Here is a 25954-nt window from a genome sequence, read left to right as displayed (position 1 = left end):
ACTCGCTCAACGTCGTTCCTTCGGCGCGTGGCGGGGTGAGAGGTGTTCAGGCTAACGCATTCAGCGCGGCAGGGAGGGCGTGGCCGGTCCACAGCGCGTACATCGCGCCGGAGGGATGCAGCCCGTCGTCGGCCAACATCGCTGGTGCCATGCCGTGGTCCCGACTGTCCGGGGTGACGTCCACGAAGCGCACGCCGTGCCGTGCGCAGACCTGCGCCGCGGCGGCATTGAAGGCATCGATCTGCGCCGAAGTGGTGGCGTTCTGGCGGCCATTGGCGGCGGCGAACGGGGTCATGCCCCAATCCGGGATCGACAACACCAGCACCCGCCCGGCGCGCTGGCCGGCAAAGCCGATCGCCCGTCGCAGCAGTGCGTCGAACTGGGTGGCGTATTCGTCCACCGACCGGCCGCGGTACTGGTTGTTCACCCCGATCGCCAGCGTGACCAGAGCGTAATCGCCCGCCGGCGTGGCCGCGTCGATGGCTGCTTCCAGTTCGTCGGTGGTCCAGCCGGTGGTGGCGATGGTGTCCGGATCGGCCAGCGGGACGCCGGCCTGGCGCAGCGCCGCGGCCAACTGCACCGGCCAGCGCGCGGCATGCGGCACGCCTTCGCCGATGGTGTAGGAGTCGCCCAGCGCCAGATAGCGCAGGCTTTCACCCGCCATGGTCAGGCCGCGGCGTTGCGCGAGGCCGGCTTGATCGGCACGACCTTGGTGTTGGCCTCGGCGCGCCGCGCCAGCGCGCGGTCGATGCGGGCGAACACATCGCGCATGGAGAGCGCGTCAGGCAGCAGGGTCACGCGGAAGTGGTTGCGGTAGGGCACGTTGAAACTGGAACCCGGCACCACCAGCACGCCTTCCTCTTCCATCAGATCCAGGGCGAAGCGGTAGTCGTCGAAGCCCTTGGCCGCGTCGCCGACCACGGCCGGAAAGGCATACAGTGCGCCGGCGGGCGCACACAGCCGCAGGTGCTCGGATGTGGCGCAGGCCTCGATCACCGCGCGGCGGGTTTCGTACAGGCGCCCGCCCGGGGCGACCAGGGCGCTGATGGTGTCCGGCCCGTTGATGGCGGCCTCCACCGCGTACTGTCCCGGCACGTTGGCGCACAGGCGCAGCGCGCCCAGCAGGTCCATGGCGTGCTGCAGCGGGGTGATCAACTCGGCGCTGCCGGACAGCAGGGCCCAGCCCACGCGCCAGCCGCAGGCGCGGTGCACCTTGGACAGGCCGGAGAAGGTGATGCACGGCACGTCGCCGGCCAGCGGTGCCAGCGGCTCGAAGCTCGCCCCGTCGTAGAGGATCTGGTCGTAGATCTCATCGACCAGCAGCAGCAGGCGGTGCTTGGCGGCGATGGCCACGATGCGCTTGAGCAGCTCACGCGGATACGTCGCGCCGGTCGGGTTGTTGGGATTGATCAGCACGATGGCGCGGGTGCGGCTGGACACCAGCGTCTCGATCTCCGACGGATCGGGCAGGAAGCCGTTGGCCGCGTCGCACCGGTAATACACAGGGCGGCCGTCGTTGAGGATGGTCGCGGCCGACCACAGCGGATAGTCGGGCGAGGGCACCAGGATTTCGTCGCCCGGGTTGAGCAGGGCGCGCAGGGACAGGTCGATCAGCTCGGACACGCCATTGCCGATGAAGACCCGGTCCGGGTGGGCATCGGGGGCATTGCGCCGCGCGTAGTAGGCGGCGACGGCCTCGCGCGCGGCCGGCAGGCCCTGCTGGTGGGTGTAGGGGTCGGTGCGCCCCATGTCGTCGGCGATCGCGTGCTGCAGGTGCTCGGGCGCGCGGAAGCCGAAGGCGCCCGGATTGCCGATGTTGAGCTTGATCAGCTTGCGGCCCTGGGCCTCCAGCTCACGCGCTCGCCGGGCCAGTTCTCCGCGGATCTCGTAGCGGACTTCGGACAGGCGTTCACGGACGGCGAGCGGCTTGACGGGAGCGGAGGACATGGCGGACGGGATCAAGGGTGAAAAACGCCCCAAGCATACGCCTGATACGCCGTCCCTGCGGGCGTTTCAAAGGAAACCATTGCCTGCGTTTACGGCTGCGGTTGGTGCGCCGCGGGCCGGCTCCGGCGCGCCGTCGATGCAGCGACCTGCGGCGGGCGCTTGGTCACCCCGTAGAATCTTGCGATGACCGATGTTGCTTCCGAAGATGCCGACCTGCGCCGGATCGGCTGGCCCCTGGCTGCCGACCGTCCTGCCGACCCGGCATGGCAGGCGCTGTTCGCCGCCCATCTGCAGGCACGCCCGGCGCGGGTGGTGGAGCAGCACCGTTCCGGCTATGTCGTCGCCCATGGGCCGGCGCCCGGGCAGACCCTCAGGCCCGAATCCCTGCCGGACTGGCAGCGACCGCGCTTTCCCGCCCACGCGCGCCCGGCGGTGGGCGATTGGGTGCTGGTGGAGGAGGCCAAGCGCATCGTCGCGCTGCTGCCGCGTCGGACCGCGATCAAGCGCGCCGCGGCCGGCGAGCATTACCACCAGCAGGTGATCGCCGCCAACGTCGATGTGGTGTTCATCGTCTGCGGGCTGGATGCGGACTTCAATCCGCGTCGGATCGAGCGCTACCTGATGCTGGTCGGTGGTGCGGGCGGACAGCAGACCGGTGCCCCGCAACCGGTGGTGGTGCTGACCAAGGCCGATCGCACCGACTACGCCGATGACGCGCTCGAGGTGCTCGCTGACCTGGCCGCGCAGGACGTGCCGCTGCGCACGGTCAACGCCAAGGACCCGGCCAGCGTCGCCCAGTTGCATGGCTGGCTGGGGCCAGGGCGCACGGCGGTGCTGGTGGGCTCTTCGGGCGCCGGCAAGTCGACCCTGACCAACACCTTGCTGGGCATCGAGAGGATGAAGACCGGCGCGGTGCGCGAGACCGATTCGCGCGGCCGCCACACCACCACCCATCGCGCCCTGATTCCGCTGCCCTCCGGCGCCTGCCTGATCGACACGCCTGGCATGCGCGAGCTCAAGCCCACCGGCGAGGAAGACCTGGCCGAAGGCGGCTTCGCCGACATCGAGGCGCTGGCTGCGCAGTGCCGCTTCCGCGATTGCGCCCACCAGGGCGAGCCGGGCTGCGCGGTGCAGGCCGCCATCGAGGCTGACGTGCTCGACCCAGGCCGCCTGGCCAACTACCTCAAGCTGCAGGAAGAGGTCGCCACGGCCGCCGCCAAGCTGGCCAAGCGTGAGGCCGAGCAGCAGGGCAAGCACGGCCGACGCCCTGCGGGAAAGCCATCCAGGCGCTAGACCGGATCGCGATCGGTCTGCTGTCCCTTTTCCAGCATCTGGCGCAGTCGGCTGCGTCGTTGCTCGAGTTCGGCGATCTGCCGCTCGATCGAAGCCAGCCGTCGGCGCTGCACTTCGGTCGTTTCCGAACAGGCCGCCGCGCCTTCGATCATCCGCATGCAATCGGGAAACTCGCGGATCTCGGCCAGGCTGAAGCCCGCGCCGATCAGGCGCTGGATCTGGCGGACCTGGGTCACGGCCAGGGCGGGGAACACGCGATAGCCGTTCTCGGCGCGGACCGACGACAGCAGCCGATGGTCGTCATAGTGGCGGATCGAGCGCAGGCTGGCCCCGGTCTCGCGGGCCAGTTCGCCGATGGACATGGCAGCTTGGGGACGGGCCTTGGGCATGGGCGAACGCTAGCACAGGCCGCGCTTGACTCTCACATTGGTGTGAGGCTTGAGGCTGCGCGCATCCAAGGCATCGATGAGGATTCGCCATGTTTCCGTCCAGGCTTCACCGCGCGCTCGGCGCGCTGATCGTCGGGCTCGCGCTGCTGATCGGCGCACCGGCCGCGCTCGCCGCGACCAGGCAATACACCGTCTCCGCGCCGGATGGCGTGGCGCTGGCCGTGCAGGAGTCCGGTGATCCCGACGGTACTCCAGTCATCTTTATCCACGGCCTGCTGGGCAGCCGGCTGAACTGGGACAAGCAACTGCACGACCCCCAGCTGCAGCGCCATCGACTGATCACCTACGACCTGCGGGGCCACGGCCTGTCCGGCAAGCCCATCGACGCCGCCGTCTATACCGACGGGCGCAGGTGGGCTGACGACCTGGCGGCGGTCATCGCGTCCACACAGGCACGCAGGCCGATCCTCGTCGGCTGGTCGCTGGGCGGCGCCGTGCTCTCGAACTACCTCGCCGCCTACGGCGACCGCGCCATCGGCGGTGCGGTCTATGTCGATGGCGTGATCGAGCTCAAGCCCGAGCAGCTGGTGCCGCATCCGGACGTCTATCGCGACATGGTCGCCCCGGACCTGAAGACCCATCTGCAGGGCGAACGCGCCTTCCTGCGGCTGTGCTTCCACCGTCAGCCCGATCCGGACACCTTCTCGCTGCTGCTCGCCAATGCGGCGCTGGCGTCGTGGGAGATGCAGAAAGCCGTCCCGTCGATGACCGTCGACGCTGCCGGCGGGTTGAGCCGGGCCACGGTCCCGGTGCTGCTGCTTTACGGCGCGCGCGACGCGCTGGTGGAGGCCGCGCCGAGCATCGCGCGCGCCAAGGCCCTCAATCCGCGGATCCGCAGCGTGCTCTACGCCGAATCCGGCCATGCGCCGTTCCTGGAAGAACCGGACCGCTTCAATCGCGACCTGCTCGCGTTCATTCGCTCGATCGCATCCGCCTCGGGCGGTCGAGACTGAGGAGGCGTTGAGCTCGGGCGGCCACTCGCCCACGGCGTGCGATGCGACCGAAATCCGACAGCGCGGCTGCGACCGTGCAGGGACTGGCTCGAGCCTGGAGGTTGCTGGACATGTCCGAACACCACGCGCGGCCGGCGGTCGCCAGCAAGGTCGCGGCGGTCACCCTGGGCTTCTGGATCCTCAAGATCCTCGCCACCACGCTGGGCGAGACCGGTGGCGACTGGCTGACCATGAGCCTGGGGCTGGGATATGGCCTGGGCGTGCTGGTGCTTGGTGGCGTGCTGGCGGCGACCCTGGCCGGGCAGCTGGCGGTGCGGCGCTTCCATCGCGGGCTGTACTGGTCGGTGATCCTGGCCACCAGCACGGCCGGCACGGCGATTTCCGATTTCATGGATCGCACGCTCGGTCTTGGGTATCTGCGCGGGGCGCTGCTGCTGGCCGTCGCGCTGGCGGCGGTGCTCGGTGTTTGGTTCGCGGTCGAGCGCAATGTTTCGGTGGACCTGATCCGTAGCCGCCGCACGGAAGTCTTCTACTGGGCGGCCATCCTGGTCGGCAACACCTTGGGCACCGCGCTGGGGGACTATCTGGCCGATGGTCTGGGCCTGGGCTTCGCCGCGGGCGCGGCGCTGACCGGTGCGGTGATCGCCGCCGCCGCGCTGGCCTGGCGCTTCACCGCGGCCAGCCCCGTGCTGCTGTTCTGGGTGGCGTTCGTGGCGACCCGGCCCTTCGGCGCGACCTTTGGCGACCTGCTGACCAAGCCGCGGGGCGAAGGCGGGCTGGAGTTGGGCACGGGCGGGGCCTCGGTGGTGCTGGCCACGCTGCTGGTCGTCGGCTTGTGGGTCCAGGCCGCGGCGCAACGGCGCCGCCTCAGCGCTCCGAATGCCCGCTCTCGTCGTGGTCGCGCGGATGGAACAGGTCTGGCCGGATCAGGGCGATGAAGGCGCGCGCCTGCGGCGAGAGGTACTTGCCCTTGCGCACCACCACCCCGTAGCTGCGCGAGGGGAAGTACGCGCTGAGCGAGCGTGCGGCGATGCGGCCGCGGTCGGCCTCGCCCAGGCAGATCGAGCTGACGATCGACAGGCCCATGCCCATGGCCACGTACTGCTTGATCACCTCCCAGCCGCCGACTTCCAGGACCACGTTGTAGGGCACGCGGGCCTGCTGGAAGGTCAGGTCGACCAGCCGGTAGGTGATCTGCCGGCGCGGCGGCAGGATCAGGCCGTAAGGCGAGATGTCCTCCAGGGTGACCCGGGACTTCTTGGCCAGCGGGTGGTCGTGCGGGGTGATCAGCATCGGCTCGAAGCGGTAGACCGGCTCGTAGCTCAGATCCGCCGGCACATCCACCATCGAGCCGACCGCCAGGTCCACCGCATCCTCGCGCAGCAAATCGGTGCCGTCGGCGCTGATGGCGTTGTGCAGGGTCAGGCGCACGTCCGGGTGGGCGCGGCGGAAGGCGTCCACGATGCGTGGCAGCAGGTAGAGGATGGTCGAGCTGTTGGCGGCAATGTTCAGCTCGCCGGCATCCAGCCCGCTGACCTTCTCCCGGAAGGTGGCCGCCAGGCCGTCGACGCCTTCCACCAGTGGCTGCGCCAACTCGAACAGCAACTGCCCCTCCCGCGTGGGGGACAGCCGCCGCCCGCTGCGCTCGAACAGGTGCGCGCCGTACTCGCGTTCCAGCGCCTGCAGCTGCAGCGAAACCGCCGGCTGGCTGATGTACAGCGCCTCGGCGGCCCGTGAAACCGATCCCAGCCGGACCACCTGGCAGAACGCGCGCAGGGGCTTGAGCCGGTCGGATTTGTAGGAAAAACGCGGAGTTGCGTGATTGGGCATGCGCTTGAAAGCGGTTGTATTAGAAGAATTTATAATTCGGATTGATAAAACTAAGTTGTCAAATAATACCTCTGCGGAGCACGGTGATGGCCCAGTCGAACTGCAAGGGAATCCGCCATGTCCGCGACCGCTTTCGCCCTGCCGCCCCGGGATTCGGCCCTGACCGGGGCCACGCCCGGCATCGCCCTCACCGCCCAGGTGCCCGGTCAGGACGCCTTGCTGCCGCCGGGCCTGCTGGGGCTGCTGACCTCGCTGCACCGGGCCATCGAGCCGGAGCGCCAGGCCCGCCTGGCCGCCCGCGCCGCCCGCCAGGCCGAGTTCGACACCGGCGCCCTGCCGGACTTCCGCGCCGACACCGCACAGATCCGCGAGGGCGACTGGACCGTCGCCCCGATCCCGGCCGCGCTGACCGACCGCCGCGTGGAGATCACCGGACCGACCGACCCGAAGATGGTGATCAACGCGCTGAACTCCGGCGCCAAGGTGTTCATGGCCGACTTCGAGGATTCCACCTCGCCGACCTGGACCAACCTGATCACCGGCCAGCGCGCCCTGATCGACGCGGTCGCCGGCACCCTGCAGTTCGACACGCCGGCCCGTGGCGACAAGCCGGGCAAGCACTACGCGCTCAAGCCATTCGCCGAGCAGGCGGTGCTGATCGTGCGCCCGCGCGGCTGGCACCTGGACGAGAAACACGTGCTGGTCGATGGCGCGCCGATGGCCGGCGGCCTGTTCGACGTGGCGACCTTCGCCTTCCACAACGCGCGGGCGCTGCAGACCAAGGAACGCGGGCCGTACTTCTACCTGCCCAAGCTGCAGTCGATGGAGGAGGCCGCGCTGTGGGAGACCGCGCTGTCGCACATCGAGGCCACCCTGGGCCTGCCGCAGGGGCAGATGAAGGTCACCGTGCTGATCGAGACGCTGCCGGCGGCTTTCGAGATGCACGAGATCCTGCACGCGCTGCGCAGCCGCATCGTCGGCCTGAACTGCGGCCGTTGGGACTACATCTTTTCCTACATCAAGACCTTTCGCGCCCACGCCGACCGGGTGCTGCCCGAGCGCGGCCAGGTCACTATGACCCAGCCGTTCCTGAAGGCGTACTCGGAACTGCTGATCCAGACCTGCCACCGGCGCGCTGCGCATGCCATGGGCGGCATGGCCGCACAGATCCCGATCAACGGCGACGCGGCCGCCAACGAGCAGGCCATGGCCCGGGTGCGCGCCGACAAGCTGCGCGAGGTCAGCGCAGGCCATGACGGCACCTGGGTCGCACATCCGGCGCTGATCCCGGTGGCCCGCGCGATCTTCGACGCGCACATGCCGCAGCCGAACCAGCACGCCGTGGCGCGCGCCGACGTGCACGTGACCCGCGACGACCTGATCCGGCCGTCCACCGGCACCATCACCCGCGCCGGGTTCGAAGGCAACGTCGAGGTCTGCGTGCGCTACCTGGCCGCCTGGCTGGACGGCAACGGCTGCGTTCCGATCCACTGGCTGATGGAGGACGCGGCCACCGCCGAGATCTCGCGCACCCAGCTGTGGCAGTGGCTGCACACCGAGGGACTGCACCTGGACGACGGCACCGCCATCGACCTGGCGCTGCTGCAGGCCACCCTCAAGCACCTGCCCACCGTGCTTGGACACGGCGCCGGCGTGCCGGGCGCGGCCAAGGTCTCCGAGGCCATCGCGCTGCTCGATGAACTCTCACGCCGCGACACGCTGGCCGAGTTCCTGACCCTGCCGGCCTACGCGCTGATCGACTGACGCCGCCGCAGCGCACACGTTTTTCCGGATTCATCTGCAGCGCCTGGCCCGGCATGTCGGGTCGGCCGCCGCATTCCACGACATCGCACGATCCACACGAGGACGACACCATGAGCAAGCTGCCGAGCGCCGCCGAGATCCAGAAGGACTGGGACACCAATCCGCGCTGGAAGGGCATCACCCGCAACTACACCGCGGCCGACGTGGTGCGCCTGCGCGGCACGATCCCGGTCGAGCACTCCATCGCCAAGCTGGGTGCGGATAAGCTCTGGAGCTCCCTGCACACCGAGGACTTCGTCAACGCGCTGGGCGCGCTGACCGGCAACCAGGCCATGCAGCAGGTCAAGGCCGGGCTGAAGGCGATCTACCTGTCCGGCTGGCAGGTGGCCGCCGATGCCAACCTGGCCGGGCAGATGTATCCGGACCAGTCGCTGTACCCGGCCGACTCGGTGCCGGCGGTGGTCAAGCGCATCAACAACACCTTGCTGCGCGCCGACCAGCTGTCCCATGCCGAGGGCGATGACAGCGTGGACTTCCTGCAGCCCATCGTGGCCGATGCCGAGGCCGGCTTTGGCGGCGTGCTGAATGCCTTCGAGCTGATGAAGGCCATGATCGAGGCCGGCGCCTCGGGCGTGCACTTCGAGGACCAGCTGGCCTCGGTCAAGAAGTGCGGGCACATGGGCGGCAAGGTGCTGGTCCCCACCCGCGAGGCCGTGGAGAAGTTGAACGCCGCGCGCCTGGCGGCCGACGTGATGGGCGTGCCGACCGTGCTGATCGCCCGCACCGATGCCGAGGCCGCCGACCTGCTGACCAGCGACATCGATGCCAACGACAAGCCGCACACCACCGGCGAGCGCACCGTGGAGGGCTTCTACAAGACCCACAAGGGCCTGGACCAGGCCATCAGCCGCGGCCTGGCCTATGCGCCTTACGCCGACCTGATCTGGTGCGAGACCGGCAAGCCGGACCTGGAGTTCGCGCGTAAATTCGCCGAAGCGATCCATGCCAAGTTCCCGGGCAAGCTGCTGGCCTACAACTGCTCGCCCAGCTTCAACTGGAAGAAGAACCTGGACGACGCGACCATCTCCAAGTTCCAGAAGGAAATCGCCAGCTACGGCTACAAGTTCCAGTTCATCACCCTGGCCGGCTTCCACAGTCTGAACTACTCGATGTTCAACCTGGCCCACGGCTACGCGCGCAATCAGATGAGCGCCTTCGTCGAACTGCAGGAGGCCGAATTCGCCGCCGCGCCCAAGGGCTTCACCGCGGTCAAGCACCAGCGCGAGGTCGGCACCGGGTATTTCGATGCGGTGACCCAGGCCATCCAGCAGGGCCAGTCCTCGACCACGGCGCTGACCGGCTCGACCGAGGAAGAACAGTTCACCGCCGACAAGGCGGCATAAGGCGCTGCCCCGCGCTCCCGCGGCGCTGACCAGCGCACGCGGGACCACGCGGACAGCTCCAAGGTGCAAGACGCGCCCGGCACGCATGCCGGGCGCGGGTTCCGCGCTCCACCGCTCCACCGCAGTCAAAACCCCAACCAGCGTTGTTCACCCACTGAGAAAGGTGCGCCATGCTTCGAGCCCGTCATGCCAACCGCTATCGCGGCCAGGATGCGTTGATGTTTCGCGGGGATCGCCCCGGCATCGCCATGCTGGCTTCCATCCTCGACCATTTGGCTTCCAGTCCGCAGCCCGACGCGATCGGCCGACGACACGCCATCCCCGGCGTGGACAACGTCAGCCTGGAGGTTACCGAGTCGGTCTCGCGCCTGGTGCTGGACAGCGCCGGGCGCGTGCCATTCGTGTGGCAGCTCAAGTGGACCGACCTGGCCGACTGCGGGGCGCGGGTGAGCGCCCTGGCCGGCAAGGCCCGCGGCCAGCTGCGCATCGCCGGAGAGCGGGACGACATGCAACTCGTGCTGGCGATGGGGGAGGACGCCTAGTGATCGAGGGGCGTAGGGCCGCGCCGGTGGCGATGGCGACCATCGCCACGCGACCGGGTGGCTCCTGTGCTCGGATCCAACCGTGTGCCTGCCCGCGTGCCTGCCCGCGTGTCGGCGCACGGCCCTGCCAATGACTTTAGGCACGCGAGCGCCGCGGGCGCTGGCGGCGACCCTGCAGTTCATCCCGTGATGCAGGCCAATTCCCATGCGCGTGTCCTGGTTCTTGCTGCTGTCGCTGTGTCTGCCGTCATTGGCGTTCGCCCAGGCCGACGAGGCCGGACGGCAGGACGTCCCGGCAGGGGCCGAGACACAGGCGGACCCGCACAACCATCGTCCGCAGCTGTCCTCGCAGCAGTGCGGCCTGTCCACGGACTTCAACGTGCTGGCCGATGACGGCGGCATCTGGCTGTACCGCAAAACCGGCACGCCGCAGGAGATCTTCTTCCACGGCGGCGAGTTGAGCGTGGATCGCAAGGTGCAGCAGGTCAGTCCGGAAGACGTCCAGCGGCTATGGGAGATGGAACGCGATGCCCGCGCGCTGATGCCGCGCGTGGCCGGTATCGCTCACCAGGTGGTGGACCTCACCTATGACGCGCTGGGGGGTGTGATGGAGATCTTGACCGGCAGCGGGCGCAACGCACGCAAGGTCGAGCGCATGCGCAAGCAGGCCAACGGCTACGTGGACGGCACGCTGGGCAAGGGGCGCTGGGACCAGGAGGCGTTCGACGGCAACTTCGAGCAGTACGTCGAGGACCAGGCCGAAGCGTTCAAGGGCAGCATCGCGCGCCACGTCTTGTTCCAGGTGTTCACCGGGCGTGCGGACAACATGGAGGCACGCGCCGACGCAATGGGCGACGCGCTCGATGCCAAGCTGGAGGCGCGCGGCGCTGCGATCGAAGCCCAGGCCGATGGCCTGTGCGCCCAGGTCGAGCGCTTGCGTGCGCTACAGGACGCCTTGGCGTTCCGCTACCAGGGGCAGCCGCTGCAGATGTTGCGACCGCTGCAAGACGCGCCGGCATCAACGCCCGACGATGCAGCGGCAGCGGACGCAGCCAGCCTCGCGGCTGCAGCAGATGCCGGTGATGCTCCGCGCGACGGGCGCATCGCGGTGTCGCCCCAAAGCCAGCACTGAAACCGGACCGTCCTCAGGCGGCGGATGCCTGTCCGCGCAGCACGTCGAGCAGGGCCTGCACCGGATGGCGCAGCGTGTCGGACTGCAGGCGGCTGACCTGGCTGCGGCACGAGTAGCCGGTGGCCAGGGCTTCGGGCGCATCGGCCATCGCCAGTGCGGGCGCCCAGGATTGGTCGAAGATGCGCCGCGAGGTCTCGACATTGCGTGCCTCATGGCCGTAGGTGCCGGACATGCCGCAGCAGCCGGTCTTCTGCACCGCCAGCGACAGCCCGGCGCGGGCGAAGACCTCGGTCCACTGGGTCACGCTGGCCGCGGCGTTGGTCTTCTCCGTGCAATGCGCCATCAGGCGGTAGCGCAGGGCAGATGACTCGGTCGCAGCGTCGCGCGCTGCATATACATCGGTGAGCCATTCCTGCAGCAGCTGCACCCTGGGCACGTCCAGGCCCTTGAGCTTGGTGTACTCCTGACGGTAGGTCAGGGTCATGGCCGGGTCGATGCCCACCAGCGGCACGCGGTGCGCGGCCAGCGCCGACAACATCGCCGCATTGCGCCGCGCCGTGCGCTCGAAGGCGGGCAAAAAGCCCTGCACCTGCAGCGGCTTGCCATTGGCGAGATACGGCGCCAGGAACACGCGTTGGCCCAGCCGTGCGGACAGCTCGATGCACGCGGCCAGCAGCGGCGTCTCGAAGTAGCGGGTGAAGGCATCGAGCACCAGCACCACGCTGCGGGCGCGCTCGGCCTCGCTTAGCGCGGCCAGCGCCTGCGGCGTGGCCGTGGTGACGTTCCACTGTCGGCAGGTCGCGTCCAGGTCGAAGCGGCCCAGGCGCGGGCTGTCGACCATGCCCACCGGCCCGGCCAGCACGCGCGCGGCCGGGCCCCAGGCGAGCGTGGCGTTATAGAGGCCGGGCACGCGCGCGAACAGCGGCAGGGTGAATTCCAGCGAGCCGATCAGGTAATCGCGCAGCGGTCGCAGGTAACGCGCGTGATAGAACTCGAGGAAGCGCGAGCGGAACTCCGGCACGTTGACCTTCACCGGGCACTGGCCCGCGCAGGACTTGCACGCCAGGCAGGTGGCCATCGCGCCGTAGACCTCGTGCGAGAAATCCTCCGGTTCCCGGCGGCTGTTGCGCCAGCGCGCCGGCAGCGTGCGCAGGAAGGTGCCGGGCCCGCTCGGCGGCGGTGTGGTCAGGTCGGTGCCGGCCGCGTGCTGGCGGCGCAGCCATTCGCGCAGCAGCGAGGCGCGGCCCTTGGGCGATTGCACCCGGTCGCGCGTGGCCTTCCACGACGGACACATCGGGTCGTCCAGATCGAAGTTGTAGCAGGCGCCGTTGCCGTTGCAGTGCATCGCCGCGCCGTGGTCCTGCCACACCGCGGTGGGAATGGTGCGATCCAGCTGGCCACGCATCGGCACCTGGTCCACGCGCAACAGCGGTGCGGCGTCGGCGGCGGGCGTGGCGATCTTGCCGGGATTGAGCTGGTTGTGCGGGTCGAAGGCGCGCTTGAGCGCCTGCAGGGACGGATACAGCTCGCCGAAGTAGGCCGGTGCGTATTCCGAGCGCACGCCCTTGCCGTGCTCGCCCCACAGCAGCCCACCGTAGCGCTGGGTCAGCGCAGCGACCGCGTCGGAGATCGGCCGTACCAGCGCGGCCTGTGCCGGGTCCTTCATGTCCAGCAGCGGGCGCACGTGCAGCACGCCGGCATCGACGTGGCCGAACATGCCATAGGCCAGCCCGTGACGATCCAGCAGGGCGCGGAACTCGGCGATGTAGTCGGCCAGGTGTTCCGGCGGCACCGCGGTGTCCTCCACGAACGGCTGTGGCCGCGCCTCGCCCTGCACGTTGCCCAGCAGGCCGACCGCGCGCTTGCGCATCCCGTAGACCGTGTTGACCGCCGCGTTGCCGGTGGCCAGCGTGTGACCCAGGCGGACCACGCTGGCATCGGTGCGCAGGTGCTCGACAAAGGCGGCCACCCGCGCATCGACTTCGGTCGGGTCATCGCCGCTGAACTCCACCAGGTTGATGCCTTGGGTGGGAATATCGCCTTCCTGCGGGAAATACTCGGCCACGCTATGCCAGACGATGTCCTGCATGGCCAGCATCAGCACCTTGGAGTCCACCGTCTCGATGGACAACGGCGCCAGCGCGACCAGGTGCCGCGCATCACGCAGCGCATCCATGAAGGCGCCGTAGCGCACATTGACCAGCACCGCGTACTTGGGGATGGACAGCACGTTGAGCTTGGCTTCCACCACGAACCCCAGCGTGCCCTCCGACCCGCACAGCACGCTGTTGAGGTCGAAGCGGCCGTCGGCCGTGCCCAGGTGGGCCAGGTCGTAGCCGGTCAGGCAACGATTGAGCCTGGGGAACTTCGCCTGGATCAGCTCGCCCTGTTCGTCGGCGATGCGAGAGGCGCAGCGGTAGGCCTCGCCCACGCGATCCTGGCGCGCGGCCTGGGTAGCCAGCGCCTCGGGCGCCAGCGGCTGGCTGTGCAGGCGCTCGCCGCCCAGCAGGACCGTGTCCAATGCCAGCACGTGGTCGCGGGTCTTGCCGTAGGTGCAGCTGCCCTGGCCGCTGGCGTCGGTGCTGACCATGCCGCCGATGGTGGCGCGGTTGGAGGTGGACAGCTCCGGGGCGAAGAACAGGCCGTAGGGCTTGAGCGCGGCATTGAGTTGGTCCTTGACCACGCCGGCTTGCACCCGCACCCAGCGCTGCTCCGGGTCGATCTCCAGGATCTGGTTCATATGCCGCGACAGGTCCACCACCACGCCGTCGGTGAGCGATTGGCCGTTGGTGCCGGTGCCGCCGCCGCGCGGGGCCACGGTGACCTGGCGGTGCTCGGGCCGGGCCAGCAGCAGGGCGACCAGCGCCACATCGTCGGCATCGCGGGGAAACACCGCCGCCTGCGGGAAGCGCTGATAGATGGAGTTGTCCGTGGCCAGCACCGTGCGGCTGGCGTGGTCCTGGCGGATCTCGCCGCGGAAGCCCGCAGTCCGCAGCGCGTCCAGAAAGGCGACATACGGGGCGGCGGTGGGATGGGAGACCGGGAGTGGAGCAAGCACGGGACGTCCTTGGAAAGCCTGGGGTGCCACATGCATCGCATGCATGGGTCATGCGATGGCGCACCTTGGGATCCAGGATTTTCCTCCTGCGCTGCGGAGGCGATCAAGCGTAAAGTTGGTGCCTCATCCATGAGCTTTATGCATGCAAAGCCGTCGACTGACCCCCTCCATGTCCCTGCTGCTGGCCTTCGACGCGGCGGCCCGGCACGCCAGCTTCACCCGCGCGGCGCGCGAGCTGTCGCTGACCCAGGGCGCGGTCAGCCGCCAGGTGCAGGCGTTGGAGACACAGCTGGGCGTGCGCCTGTTCGCGCGCGAAGGCCGCAGCATCGCCCTGACCGAGGTCGGCCGCCTCTACCATCGCGGGCTGGACGGGGCGCTTGCCCAGGTCCGCCAGGCCACCCTGCAGGTGCTGTCGCACGGCGAAGGCGGCGGCGCGCTGCGCCTGGCGCTGCTGCCGACCTTCGGCTCCAAGTGGCTGCTGCCGCGCCTGCATGCCTTCTACGCCGCGCACCCTGGGGTGCAGGTGCACATTCATTCGCACATCAAGCCGGTGGATTTCGAGCTGGCGCAGGTGGACGCCGCGATCGGCGTGGCCCTGGCCGAGGGCGGCGACGTGCAGGTGCATCCGCTGATGGCCGAATCGATGGTGGTCGTCGCCAGTCCGGCGGTGGTCGGCGGAGAACCCGCACCCGCGCCGGAAGTGATCGCCGCGCAGTCGCTGCTGCGCGTGGCCAGCCATCCGCCGCTGTGGACGCAGTGGTGGGCGCGACACGGCCTGCCGCTGCAGGCCATGCGCGATGGGCCGACCTTCGAGCTGACCTCGCACCTGATCCAGGCCGTGCGTGCGGGCATCGGCGTGGGCCTGGTGCCGCAGCTGCTGGTCGAGGACGAACTGCGCGCAGGCAGCCTGGTGCAGGTCGGCGAGCCGCTGCGCAGCCAGCGCACCTATCACTTGGCCTATCCGCGTCGCCTGGCTGCACTGCCCGCGCTGCAGGCCTTCCGCGACTGGTTGCTGGCGGACCTGCCGCCAGCGCCCTGATCGGGGCGCACCGGCTCAGTCGGCGGCAGGCTCGCGCTCGCCGGCGGCTCGGGTGCGGATCCATTCGACGAAGGCGCGGACCTTGGGCAGCTCGCCGGTGTGCTCGGCGTGGGCCAGGTAGTAGGCGCCGCTGCCGGGCCGGGCATGCGCCCATGGAATGACCAGCGTGCCCTGACGCAGCTCGTCGGCCACCATGAAGCGCGGCACCAGCGCCACGCCATAACCGGCCAGGGCGGCGCGGATGCACAGGTCGAAGGTGTCGAACTGCGGGCCGTGGTAGCTGTTGGTGGACGTGATGCCCTGGCCGCCGAACCAGTCGTACCAGGCCTCCGGGCGTGAGGTGCACTGCAGCAGCGTGCTGCGGGTGAGGTCCTCGGCGGCGCTGACCGGGTGGGTCTGCAGGAACAACGGCGTGCACACCGCCACCACGGTTTCGCGGAACAGTGCCTCGCACACCGCGCCCGGCCAGGAGCCGGCGCCGTAGAAGAAGGCGATATCGGCCGTAGCGCGGACCAGGTCGAAGGGTTCCAGCGCGTTACGGATGCTCAGGCGCAGGTGTGGATGCTGGTCACCGAACCCGGCCAGCGCCGGGATCAGCCAGCGCGCGCCAAAGGTCGGCTGGGTGGCGATGCGCAGCACCTCGGTCTCTCCGCCGAAGGACAGCACCGCGCGGCTGGCGATGTCGGTCTGGCTGAGGACCTGGCTGACCTCGGCGTGGTAGAGCTCGCCGGCCGGGGTGAGGGCCAGGCCGTTGCGCACCCGTTCGAACAGCCGGCGTTGCAAGGCCTGCTCCAGCTGGGCGACCTGCTTGCTCACCGCGCTCTGGGTGAGGTTGAGCTCCTGGGCGGCGTTGGTGAAGCTCATATGCCGGGCCGCGGACTCGAAGCACTGCAACGAGACCATGGAGGGCAGGAGCTTTTTCTGCTTCATCGAAACACTCACCAGCGGGGCTGGCGCCGCCCGGACCATGCCGGCGCGATCACCGACAAGGTAGGGCGAGCGCGCAGCCTAGGCGGCCGCGGAGGCGATGCCAAGCGCGGACAGGCAGCGGGCGATGGAGCGTTCCTGCGTCTGCGCGTACAGCGCCAGTTCGTCGAGCACCTCGGCGCCCAGGTCGGCATGGAACTGCGCCTGGTTGGAGCTGGCCAGGTGGTCATTGCGCGCGCCTTCGCCAAGGTTGGACTGGAAGATCCCCGCGGCGCTGACCGGCAGGAAGTCCTCGTACACGATGGGGGTGAAGCCCACCGTGCCATTGGCCACCAGTGCCTCGATGTCGCGCGCCTGTCCGGCGCGACCGGCATCGATGACGTGGTAGGTGAAGTAGGCCAGTCCCTGCGCACGCAGGCCGGCCTCGTCATCGGGCAGGGCCTGGAAATGCTTGTCCAGGAGGGCGTAGTAGCGTTGCGCGCTGTCCTCGTCGGGCGTGCCGCCAAATTCCGCGCGCACGGCGGCCAGCAGGGCGTCGTAGGTCTGGCGTCCCTTTGGGGTGAGGGCCACGCCGCGCTGCTCGATCTCGCCGAAGCGGGCGGTATGCGCGCCGGGGGCGTCGGGCTGGTCGACGAAGGCGACCTGTTCCTGCAAGGCCTTGAAGCTGGTCTGGCGCAGCAGCACGGGGCAGGCGCGGCGCGGCGGGCCCTCGATCACCGCCTTGGGGCTGATGCCGCGCGCGGGCATGTCGCGCTGGACCGCGTCGATATCCAGCGTGCGCGGCGTGAGGTGGTTGATGTGCGGGCCCTTGAAGGCCACCACGTCGGCGACCAGGCGGTGCTGGTCGTGCAGGGCCTTGTATTGCGCGGCGGTGACGGTGGCCTGGGCGTGCCAACGGAAGGTGTGCAGCGCCTCGGCGATGAATTCCTCGCCCTCGGCCTCGGTCAGGCCGCCGGCCTGTTCGCACTGGTCGATCAGGGCCAGCGCGCGGTCGGTGAAGATGCGGCGTTTGGCCAGCAGCTCGGCGGCCAGTTCGCGCAGCGCGGTGTCCTCGACCAGTTCCAGGCGCAGCAGCGAGGTGAACACGCGGAATGGGCTGATCCGCAGGGCGTCCTCATGCACGGCGCGGAAGGCGGTGGAGTGCACCGGCACGCCGGCCGGGCTGAGGTCGTAGTAGCCCACGGCGGTCATGCCCATCACCGCGAACAGGCGACGGATGTCGCGCAGTTCCTCCGGCGTGCCCACGCGGATGGCGCCGTGGCGCTCGCCCGACAGGCGCTCCAGGTCGCCACTGGCGCGCAGGCGTTCGGCCAGGGCGGGATCGGCCGCGAGGACGGCGTGATTGGTGTCGGCCACCAGTTCGAGCAAGGTGCCGTACTGGGGCACCTCACGGCGATACATCTGCGACATCGCATCAGAGAAACGGGCGCGCAATAGATCGCGGTCCACGAATGAGCTATTCGACATTGGTATGGCTGGCTTGATCAGGGTCAGGGACGTAATGCTGTAAGGGCCAGGGGCAACTGGCAAGCGAGATCTGGGAAATAAATCATTCCTCGATGGAATGTCCCGTGATCTCCATCGGCGACGGGCCTGGGGCCTCACTCGCCGATCTCCTGGTCATGCGCGATTGGAATGCGGGGATTCCGCAAAGTCGCTTGCCGCGCAGGCCGGCCCCGGGAAACGATGGACGCATTTTTTGCATGCAGCCCAGGCGGATCGCATCGCCCGGGCGCCATGTGCGGCGACTTGCGCATGGCGATTTTTCAATCGATTCAACAAAGTCCAAAAGGGGTGGAGATGTCCAACAGCGTGGAAACCGGGGTCAACGCGACAGGCAACAGGATCTGGATCACGGCCTTCGTATTCTGCTTCCTGACGATGGTCATCGACGGGGCCGACGTGATGCTGCTGGCCTACAGCCTGAGCAGCCTCAAGGACGAGTTCAACCTGACCTCGCTGGAGGCCGGCAGCCTGGCCAGCTACACGCTAGCGGGCATGGCGGTGGGGGGCATCTACGGCGGCTGGCTGGCCGATCGCCTGGGTCGGGTCAAGGCGGTGGTCTTCAGCGTGCTGCTCTTCAGCATCGGCACGATCTTCCTGGGCTTCACCCACAGCTATGTGGAGTTCGCGGTGGTGCGCGGGGTCTCGGCGCTGGGCCTGGGCTCGGTCTACGTGGTGTGCAACACGCTGATGGCCGAATACGTGCCCACCCGCTATCGCAACACTGTGCTGGGCAGTCTTCAGGCCGGCTGGTCGGTGGGCTACATCGTGGCCACGCTGCTGGCCAAGTGGATCCTGCCCAGCTATGGCTGGCGCCCGCTGTTCTACACCGGCGCGGTGCCGATCGCGATGGCGCTGCTGATGTGGAAGATGGTGCCCGAGCCGGCCACCTGGCTGCGCGTGCGCGAGCAGGCCAAGCGCCTTGCGGCCAGCGGCGCGACGTTGGTCAAGGAGAAGGGCAAGTTCAACCAGATCTTCTCCAGCCCCAAGGCCGCGCGCATGTTCGCGCTGTGGGCGGTGACGGCCGGGTTCCTGCAGTTCGGAAACTACGGCGTCAACAACTGGATGCCCAGCTATCTGGAAAGCGAGTTGGGGATGAAGTTCAAGACCATGACCACCTTCCTGGTGGGCACCTACGGTGCCTCGATCCTGGGCAAGGTGCTGGCCGGCTACGTCGCCGACAAGGTCGGCCGGCGCACGGTCTTCGCCTTCGGCTGCCTGGGCACGGCGCTGTTCCTGCCGATCATCGTGCTGTTCAACAATCCGCAGAACATTTTGTGGTTGTTGATTGTCTTCGGCTTCCTCTACGGCGTGCCCTACAGCGTCAACGCGACCTACATGACCGAGAGCTTCGAGGCCAAGTACCGCGGCTCGGCGGTGGGCGGGGCCTACAACGTGGGCCGCATCGGCGCGGCGCTGTCGCCGGCGGTGATCGGCTTCTTCGCCACGCGTGACTCGATCGGCTTTGGCTTCCTGCTGGTGGGCGCCGCCTACCTGATTTGCGGCCTGATCCCGGCGATCTTCATCCGCGACAAGCAGTACGACCCGGTCCGGGAATAAGTGCGGCCACCCGTGCGCCCCGCCCGCGACGGCGGGGCGCAGGCCACCTCAGCTGGCCGCTCCGGCCGGCTGGGGCGCGGTGCGCTCCTGCCCGATCAGCGGCAGCAGTTGCGGCAACGCCGGGTTGTCGTTGTCGTCCTTCCACACCATGTGCAGCTCCACCGGACGCGCCGGCGCCAGGCCGGTGACGTTGCGGTAGACGATGCCCTCGTAGCGCAGGCTGCTGGCGGCCTCGGGAACCAGGGCCACGCCCAGTCCGGCGCGCACCAGCGACAGCACCGAATGCACCTGGCTGACGTGCTGCTCGTAATGGGGCGCCACGCCCACGCGGCTGAAGATGCGGCCGACCAACTCGTAGAAGTAGCGCGCCTCGTCCGGCGAATACATCACCAGCGGCTGGCGGTCGAAATCGCGCAGCTTCAGGCTGGGCTCCTGCGCCAGCGGATGGTCCTGGGGCAGGGCGGCCATGAGCGTTTCGCGCACCACGCAGCGGCTGCGCATGCCGTCGCGGGTGATCGGCGGGCGCAGCAGGCCCAGGTCCAGGCGGCCGTTGTCCAGGGCCTCCAACTGGGAATGGCTGACCATTTCCTTGAGCTGCAGGTCGATATCCGGCAGGGCCTTGCGCAGGTGGGCGATGGCCTCAGGCAGGAACCGGTAGCCGGCCGCGGCGGTGAAGCCGATGCTGACGCTGCCGGCCTCGCCCAGGCCCACACGCCTGGCCGAGAGGCTGGCGCTCTCGGCCAGGCGCAGGATCGTGCGCGCCTCCGGCAGCAGGGTGCGCCCGGCCGGGGTCAGCCGCACCACGCGGTTGCTGCGGGTAAACAGCGCGGTACCGATGTTGTGCTCCAGCAACTGGATCTGCCGACTCAGCGGCGGCTGGGTCATGTGCAGGCGCGCGGCCGCCCGGCTGAAGTGCAGTTCCTCGGCCACCGTGACGAAGCAGCGCAACTGGTTGAGGTCGAACATTGATACCCGTCCTGGATGGCGCGACGCACGAATCGTGGCGTTCGCGCATGGTGGAGGACAAGCCGAGCCCAGTGAATCCTGCCAGGGCCACACGGCACCGCGGGGAGTGGCCGAGGGCGCGGTCGGGCCTCCGCGTCTGACTGAATTTATTTTTAAGTTCAGTCAGTTAGATCGATCGGTCACGACGGCCTTCTGAATTTTTCTGGCCTCAGACCAAAGTCTAAACGATGCATGTTCGGCATCATTCGATGCCGTAATTGGCTTGGACTTGCATCAAGGCCGGCTCCTAGGATCGGCGCCCTGACCCCACGGCGCGAACGAAGGTTCATGAGCAAATACACCCCCACGGAAATGGCCCAGGCTCTCGGTGCTGGCCTGTTGTCCTTCCCGGTCACGCACTTCAAGGCCGACGACTTCTCCTTCGACGAGGTGGCCTACCGCGACAACCTGGGTTGGCTGGCCGGCTATCCGGCCTCGGGCCTGTTCGCGGCCGGCGGCACCGGCGAACTGTTTTCGCTGACCCCGGGCGAGGTGAACCGCGTGGTCAAGGCCGCGGTGGAAGAGGCCGGCGCCAAGACCCCGATCATCGCCCCGGCCGGCTATGGCACGGCGATGGCCATCGAGATGGCCCAGGCCGCCGAGGCCGCCGGCGCCGACGGCATCCTGCTGTTCCCGCCCTACCTGACCGAGTGCGACGCCAGTGGCGTGGCCGACCACGTCGAGCGCGTGTGCAAGTCGACCAAGCTGGGCGTGATCGTCTACAGCCGCGCCAACGGCAAGCTGGACGCCAACGCGGTCGAACGCATCGCCGCGCGCTGCCCCAACCTGGTCGGCTTCAAGGATGGCGTGGGCGACGTGGACCGCATGACCCGCATCTACGCGCGCCTGGGCGAGCGCCTGCTGTACGTCGGTGGCCTGCCGACCGCCGAGACCTTCGCCCTGCCGTACCTGGAGATGGGCGTGACCACGTATTCGTCGGCCATCTTCAACTTCCTGCCGGAGTGGGCGCTGGACTTCTACAAGGCCGTGCGCGCCCGCGACGTGGCCCACGTCTACCGCGAACTCAACGACTTCGTCCTGCCCTACACCGAGCTGCGCAACCGCCGCGCCGGCTATGCGGTGTCCATCGTCAAGGCCGGCATGACCGTGGTGGGTCGCACCGCCGGCCCGGTGCGCACGCCGCTGGCCGACCTGACCGGCGAAGAACTCGAAACCCTCACCAAGCTGATTGGAGACCGCAGGTAATGGGTGCATTCACCGGAAACATGCTGATCGGCGCCAGCGCCATCATGGGCAGCAATGGCACGGTCAAGGGCATCAATCCCTCCACCGGCGCCTTCTTGGAGCCGGCCTACGGCCTGGCCACCGCCGCGGATCTGGAGCGCGCCTGCGCGCTGGCGGCTGCTGCTTTCGACGCCTATCGTGAAACCTCGCTGCAGGCTCGCGCGAGCTTCCTGGAGACCATCGCCGACGAGATTCTGGCGATCGGTGACGACCTGATCGAGCGCGCCATGGCCGAGTCCGGCCTGCCGCGTGCACGCCTGGAAGGTGAGCGCGGCCGCACCGTCGGCCAGCTCAAGCTGTTCGCCTCGGTCGTGCGCGAAGGCAGTTGGCTCGAGGCCCGCCTGGACCCGGCCCTGCCCGACCGCGCCCCGCTGCCGCGCAGCGACCTGCGTCAGCGCCATATCGCGCTGGGCCCGGTGGCCGTGTTCGGTGCCAGCAATTTCCCGCTGGCCTTCTCGGTGGCCGGTGGCGACACCGCCTCGGCCCTGGCCGCAGGCTGCCCGGTGGTGGTCAAGGCGCACAACGCGCACCCCGGCACCTCCGAACTGGTCGGCACCGCCATCCAGAGGGCCGTGGCCAAGTGCGGCCTGCCCGGGGGCGTGTTCTCCCTGCTGTATGGCGCGGGCAACGAGATCGGCACCGCGCTGGTCTCGGACAAGCGCATCAAGGCGGTGGGCTTCACCGGCTCGCGCGCTGGTGGCATGGCCCTGTGCCAGGTCGCGGCCGCGCGCGCCGAGCCGATCCCGGTCTATGCCGAGATGAGCAGCATCAATCCGGTCTACCTGCTGCCCGAGGCGCTCAACGCGCGCGCCGAGGCGCTGGGCAAGGCCTTCGTCGGCTCGCTGACCATGGGCGCCGGCCAGTTCTGTACCAACCCGGGCCTGCTGCTGGCGATCGACTCGCCGGAGCTGGACACCTTCGTGTCCGCGGCCGTCCGGGCCCTCAAGGCGGCCCCGGCCGGCGTCATGCTGACTCCTGGCATCGGCCAGGCCTACGCCGATGGCGTAGCCAGGCTGGCCGCACACGATCAGGTGACTACGCTGGCGCGTGGCCTGCCGGGCGAGGGTCCCAACCGCTGCGAAGCGGCATGGTTCTCCACCGACGCCGATGCCTTCCTGGCCGATGAGGCACTGCAGGCCGAGGTGTTTGGCGCCTCGTCGATGCTGATCCGCTGCAAGGACCAGGCCCAGCTGATCGCGCTGAGCGAGCACCTGGAAGGTCAGCTGACCGCCACGCTGCAGATGGACAAGGGCGACACGGCCATGGCCAAGGCGCTGCTCCCGGTGCTGGAGCGCAAGGCCGGCCGCATCCTGGCCAATGGCTGGCCGACCGGCGTCGAGGTCTGCCATGCGATGGTCCATGGCGGTCCGTTCCCGGCCACTTCCGACAGCCGCAGCACCTCGGTGGGCACCCTGGCGATCAAGCGCTTCCTGCGCCCGGTCTGCTACCAGGACCTGTTCGCCGAACTGCTGCCCGAGGCACTGGCCGACGGCAACCCGCTGGGCATCTGGCGCCGCAGCGACGGGGTGCTGGGCAAGGACTGATCTTCCCGCATGCGCCGATGCCTCACGCATCGGCACATGCGGCACGCAACACCGAAGAGCCGGGCGCCGGATGGCGTCCTGATCACGCAGCGGGCCGGGAGGCCATTGACCGCTGCGCCACCATGTCACCGCATCGCCAGGCGCCGCGTGCATCGCGCCTGCATCGTCAGGAGAGGGGATGATGAAGTCCAAGCCTTATCGCACCACCACGTTGTTGACGCTGGCCATGACCAGCGCCTTGTTCGCGCCGCTGGCGCAGGCCGACACCAAGCTGGACAGCAATGGCTTCAACGCTGCGTCCGACGATGGCCAGTACACCTTCGGCATCCACGGCCGTGTGCAGTTCGACGGCGGTTGGTTCGACAACGACGACCGCGGCCAGGACAACATGGCCGGCACCGAGCTGCGCCGCGTGCGCCTGGCCTTTTCGGGCAAGCTTGGCGATTGGGGCTACGTCATCGATTACGACTTCGCCAACAACAAGGCGACCGGGCAGACCATCGCCATCTCGCACAAGCTCGGTCCCGGCTCGATCAGCGTGGGTCAGATCAAGCCGTTCTACTCGCTGGAGTACACCACCGACGACTTGTGGGCTTCCATGCAGGAGCGCTCGTGGGTGGCCGACACCCAGGCGCTGGGCTATCGCTATGGCGCCTCCTGGGTCGGCAACACGGCGCAGTGGGTCTACGGGGTGAACCTCTACAACGAAGCCAACACCGATACCGACCGCAACAGCGGCCTGGGCGAGTCGGCGCGCGTGGTCTGGCTGCCGCTGCCCAAGCAGGACGGCCTGCTGCACCTGGGCGTGAGCGGTGGCCACGATGAGATCGGCCGCAACCAGAACGATGTCTACACCGGCGCCAGCGCCTCGGTGCGCGCGGCCGGGCATCTGTCCGACCAGTCCCGCTTCACCCTGATCTCGCTCAACGACGGCAGCCGGGTGGACATCAACAAGTACGTGGGGGAAGTCGCGTACTCGCGTGGCCCGTTCTACGTGCAGTCCGAGGCCGGCAAGGCGCACTACGACGATGGTGCGCAGGACGGTGACCTGAAGACCGGCTATGCCACCGTGGGCTGGTTCATCACCGGCCAGACCCGGGGCTACGACTTCAAGAAGGCCCGCTTCACCCGCCCGGAGAACATCGGCGAGCACGGCGCCTGGGAAGTCGCGCTGCGCTACGACACCGCACACGGCGAGCAGGCCACGCGCGACATCGAGGTCAAGGCCAGTTCGGTAGGCGTCAACTACTACGCCAGCAAGAACGTCCTGTTCCGCCTGAACTACATCCACAGCCAGACCCAGGATCACTTGGCCCACCTCACCCGCGACGAGACCGACGCGATCACCGGCCGCATGCAGATCGCGTTCTGATCGCATTGACCTCGGAGCACATGAGATGAACGCAATGTCTGAAAAGAGAACGCGGATGCGGCTGTGGATCGTCGTCTTCCTCTTCATCGTCACCACGATCAATTACGCCGACCGCGCCACGCTGTCCATCGCCGGCTCCTCGATGCAGAAGGAGCTTGGCATCAGCGCCGAGGAGCTGGGCTTCATCTTCTCGGCGTTCGGCTGGGCCTATGTGATCTGCCAGATCCCCGGCGGCTGGCTGCTGGACCGCTTCGGTGCCAAGAAGGTCTACGGCTGGGGCATCGCGCTGTGGTCGGTGTTCACCGCGCTGCAGGGCGCCATCCACATCCTGCCTGGCGGGATGATGGTGCCGGCCCTGTTCCTGTTGCGCTTCCTGGTGGGCGTGGCAGAAGCGCCCTCGTTCCCTGGCAACAGCCGCATTACCGCGGCCTGGTTCCCGACCAAGGAGCGCGGTTCGGCCTCGGCGTTCTTCAACTCAGCCCAGTACTTCGCCACCGTCATCTTCGCCCCGATCATGGGCTGGATGGTGGCCACGCTGGGCTGGCACCACGTGTTTCTGGTGATGGGCGCGGTGGGGATCCTGGCCGCGCTGGTGTGGCGCGTGGTGATCTACAACCCGCGTGAGCACCCCCACGCCAACCAGGCCGAGATCGACTACATCGCCGCCGGTGGCGCGTTGGTGGACATGGACAAGCCGGGCGAGAAGAAGTCGGGCAACCAGTGGTTCTACGTCAAGCAGCTGCTGCGCAAGCGCATGATGGTCGGCGTGTACCTGGGTCAGTACGGCGTCAATGGCGTGACCTACTTCTTCCTGACCTGGTTCCCGGTGTACCTGGTGCAGGAGCGCGGCATGTCCATCTTCAAGGCCGGCTTTGTGGCGTCGCTGCCGGCGCTGTGCGGCTTCGCCGGTGGCGTGCTGGGCGGCATCTTCTCGGACTGGCTGCTGCGCCGCGGCCACTCGCTGACGTTCGCCCGCAAGCTGCCGATCGTGCTGGGCATGGGCCTATCGGCGGTGATCGTGGTGGCCAACTACGTGTCCACCGAATGGATCGTGGTGGCGGTGATGGCGCTGGCCTTCTTCGGCAAGGGCGTCGGTGCGCTGGGCTGGGCGGTGGTGTCGGACACCGCGCCCAAGCAGATCATTGGCCTGGCCGGCGGCATGTTCAACATGTTCGGCAACCTGGCCTCGATCACCACGCCGATCGTCATCGGCTACCTGGTCGGCAGCAGTGGCTCGTTCGCCTCCGCGCTGGCCTTCGTGGCGGCCAATGGCGCGCTGGTGGTGGTCAGCTACCTGGTGATCGTCGGCAAGATCGAGCGCATCGAGCTGCGCGATCCGCCGCAGGGCGGCGCGAGCGGCCAGGTCGCAGCGCTTCAGCATTAACGAC

21 protein-coding genes are annotated in these 25954 nt (G+C 68.6%); 13 read left to right on the top strand and 8 right to left on the bottom strand.

Annotation, left to right across the window (positions count from 1 at the left end; translation table 11 throughout):
• Positions 1–46: 46 nt before the first annotated feature.
• On the bottom strand, positions 47–664 hold the full coding sequence (locus PJ250_RS05140) for an SGNH/GDSL hydrolase family protein (RefSeq protein WP_271647477.1): 618 nt from the start codon (positions 662–664) through the stop codon (positions 47–49).
• A 2-nt stretch (positions 665–666) separates the two neighbouring features.
• Positions 667–1947: a pyridoxal phosphate-dependent aminotransferase gene (locus PJ250_RS05135; protein WP_271647476.1), complete on the bottom strand. Its 1281-nt coding sequence runs from the start codon at positions 1945–1947 to the stop codon at positions 667–669.
• Between the two features lie 183 nt (positions 1948–2130).
• Here PJ250_RS05135 and rsgA point away from each other — a divergent pair, with 183 nt between their 5' ends.
• Positions 2131–3240 carry a ribosome small subunit-dependent GTPase A gene (gene rsgA / locus PJ250_RS05130; protein WP_271647475.1) on the top strand — a complete coding sequence of 370 codons (1110 nt, stop codon included), beginning with the start codon at positions 2131–2133 and terminating at the stop codon, positions 3238–3240.
• Here the strand turns inward: rsgA and PJ250_RS05125 are convergent.
• Positions 3237–3602, bottom strand: coding sequence for a MerR family transcriptional regulator (locus tag PJ250_RS05125; RefSeq protein ID WP_271647474.1), 366 nt, complete (start codon positions 3600–3602; stop codon positions 3237–3239). The two genes, rsgA and PJ250_RS05125, sit on opposite strands and share 4 nt — an antisense overlap.
• A gap of 116 nt (positions 3603–3718) precedes the next feature.
• Between PJ250_RS05125 and PJ250_RS05120 the strand changes: the two genes are divergently transcribed.
• Both PJ250_RS05120 and PJ250_RS05115 read left to right on the top strand, forming a co-directional pair.
• Entirely contained in the window at positions 3719–4642 is a 924-nt protein-coding gene (locus tag PJ250_RS05120) for an alpha/beta fold hydrolase (protein WP_271647473.1), read from the top strand.
• A 110-nt stretch (positions 4643–4752) separates the two neighbouring features.
• Positions 4753–5580 (top strand): COG4705 family protein, encoded by an 828-nt coding sequence (locus tag PJ250_RS05115; protein ID WP_271647472.1) that lies wholly within the window; start codon positions 4753–4755, stop codon positions 5578–5580.
• Here the strand turns inward: PJ250_RS05115 and PJ250_RS05110 are convergent.
• Positions 5510–6472, bottom strand: a complete 963-nt coding sequence (locus tag PJ250_RS05110; protein ID WP_271647471.1) for a LysR family transcriptional regulator — start codon at positions 6470–6472, stop codon at positions 5510–5512. The genes PJ250_RS05115 and PJ250_RS05110 overlap by 71 nt on opposite strands.
• Positions 6473–6589: 117 nt before the next feature.
• Between PJ250_RS05110 and aceB the strand changes: the two genes are divergently transcribed.
• The 4 genes from aceB to PJ250_RS05090 all read left to right on the top strand — a co-directional run bounded on the left by aceB (position 6590) and on the right by PJ250_RS05090 (position 11313).
• Positions 6590–8236, top strand: a complete 1647-nt coding sequence (aceB, locus tag PJ250_RS05105; RefSeq protein WP_271647469.1) for a malate synthase A — start codon at positions 6590–6592, stop codon at positions 8234–8236.
• A 110-nt stretch (positions 8237–8346) separates the two neighbouring features.
• Positions 8347–9639, top strand: a complete 1293-nt coding sequence (gene aceA, locus PJ250_RS05100) for an isocitrate lyase (protein WP_271647468.1) — start codon at positions 8347–8349, stop codon at positions 9637–9639.
• Positions 9640–9809: 170 nt separating this feature from the next.
• Complete coding sequence (locus tag PJ250_RS05095) at positions 9810–10181, top strand: hypothetical protein (protein ID WP_271647467.1); 372 nt, start codon at positions 9810–9812, stop codon at positions 10179–10181.
• A gap of 205 nt (positions 10182–10386) precedes the next feature.
• Positions 10387–11313 (top strand): DUF2884 family protein, encoded by a 927-nt coding sequence (locus PJ250_RS05090; RefSeq protein ID WP_271647466.1) that lies wholly within the window; start codon positions 10387–10389, stop codon positions 11311–11313.
• A gap of 13 nt (positions 11314–11326) precedes the next feature.
• Here PJ250_RS05090 and PJ250_RS05085 read toward each other — a convergent pair whose 3' ends face one another.
• A complete protein-coding gene (locus PJ250_RS05085; RefSeq protein WP_271647465.1) occupies positions 11327–14371 on the bottom strand; it encodes a D-2-hydroxyglutarate dehydrogenase YdiJ in 3045 nt (1014 codons plus the stop codon).
• A 142-nt stretch (positions 14372–14513) separates the two neighbouring features.
• On the opposite strand from PJ250_RS05085, the gene PJ250_RS05080 reads away from it, so the two are divergent.
• Positions 14514–15410, top strand: coding sequence for a LysR substrate-binding domain-containing protein (locus PJ250_RS05080; RefSeq protein WP_271647464.1), 897 nt, complete (start codon positions 14514–14516; stop codon positions 15408–15410).
• 15 nt (positions 15411–15425) lie between these two features.
• Here the strand turns inward: PJ250_RS05080 and PJ250_RS05075 are convergent, their stop codons facing one another.
• Together PJ250_RS05075 and PJ250_RS05070 are read right to left on the bottom strand one after the other, a co-directional pair.
• Positions 15426–16340, bottom strand: coding sequence for a LysR substrate-binding domain-containing protein (locus PJ250_RS05075; protein WP_271647462.1), 915 nt, complete (start codon positions 16338–16340; stop codon positions 15426–15428).
• 78 nt (positions 16341–16418) lie between these two features.
• Positions 16419–17804 (bottom strand): 2-oxoadipate dioxygenase/decarboxylase HglS, encoded by a 1386-nt coding sequence (locus PJ250_RS05070; protein ID WP_271647461.1) that lies wholly within the window; start codon positions 17802–17804, stop codon positions 16419–16421.
• Positions 17805–18137: 333 nt separating this feature from the next.
• On the opposite strand from PJ250_RS05070, the gene PJ250_RS05065 reads away from it, so the two are divergent.
• Positions 18138–19400, top strand: coding sequence for an MFS transporter (locus tag PJ250_RS05065; RefSeq protein ID WP_271647459.1), 1263 nt, complete (start codon positions 18138–18140; stop codon positions 19398–19400).
• A gap of 48 nt (positions 19401–19448) precedes the next feature.
• Here the strand turns inward: PJ250_RS05065 and PJ250_RS05060 are convergent, their stop codons facing one another.
• Positions 19449–20366 (bottom strand): LysR family transcriptional regulator, encoded by a 918-nt coding sequence (locus PJ250_RS05060; RefSeq protein WP_271647458.1) that lies wholly within the window; start codon positions 20364–20366, stop codon positions 19449–19451.
• A gap of 327 nt (positions 20367–20693) precedes the next feature.
• On the opposite strand from PJ250_RS05060, the gene kdgD reads away from it, so the two are divergent.
• From kdgD to PJ250_RS05040, 4 genes are all read left to right on the top strand, one after another.
• A complete protein-coding gene (gene kdgD / locus PJ250_RS05055; RefSeq protein WP_271647457.1) occupies positions 20694–21611 on the top strand; it encodes a 5-dehydro-4-deoxyglucarate dehydratase in 918 nt (305 codons plus the stop codon).
• Positions 21611–23194, top strand: coding sequence for an aldehyde dehydrogenase (NADP(+)) (locus PJ250_RS05050; protein ID WP_271647456.1), 1584 nt, complete (start codon positions 21611–21613; stop codon positions 23192–23194). The genes kdgD and PJ250_RS05050 overlap by 1 nt, the downstream gene beginning before the upstream one ends.
• A gap of 181 nt (positions 23195–23375) precedes the next feature.
• Complete coding sequence (locus tag PJ250_RS05045; RefSeq protein WP_271647454.1) at positions 23376–24566, top strand: OprO/OprP family phosphate-selective porin; 1191 nt, start codon at positions 23376–23378, stop codon at positions 24564–24566.
• Positions 24567–24600: 34 nt separating this feature from the next.
• Positions 24601–25950, top strand: a complete 1350-nt coding sequence (locus PJ250_RS05040; RefSeq protein ID WP_271647452.1) for an MFS transporter — start codon at positions 24601–24603, stop codon at positions 25948–25950.
• The last annotated feature ends 4 nt before the right edge of the window (positions 25951–25954 follow it).

This window comes from Pseudoxanthomonas sp. JBR18 (assembly GCF_028198165.1).
Lineage (GTDB): Bacteria > Pseudomonadota > Gammaproteobacteria > Xanthomonadales > Xanthomonadaceae > Pseudoxanthomonas_A.
The sequence above is the reverse complement of the archived record's forward strand: the minus strand, read 5'-3'. Positions and strand labels throughout refer to the sequence as shown.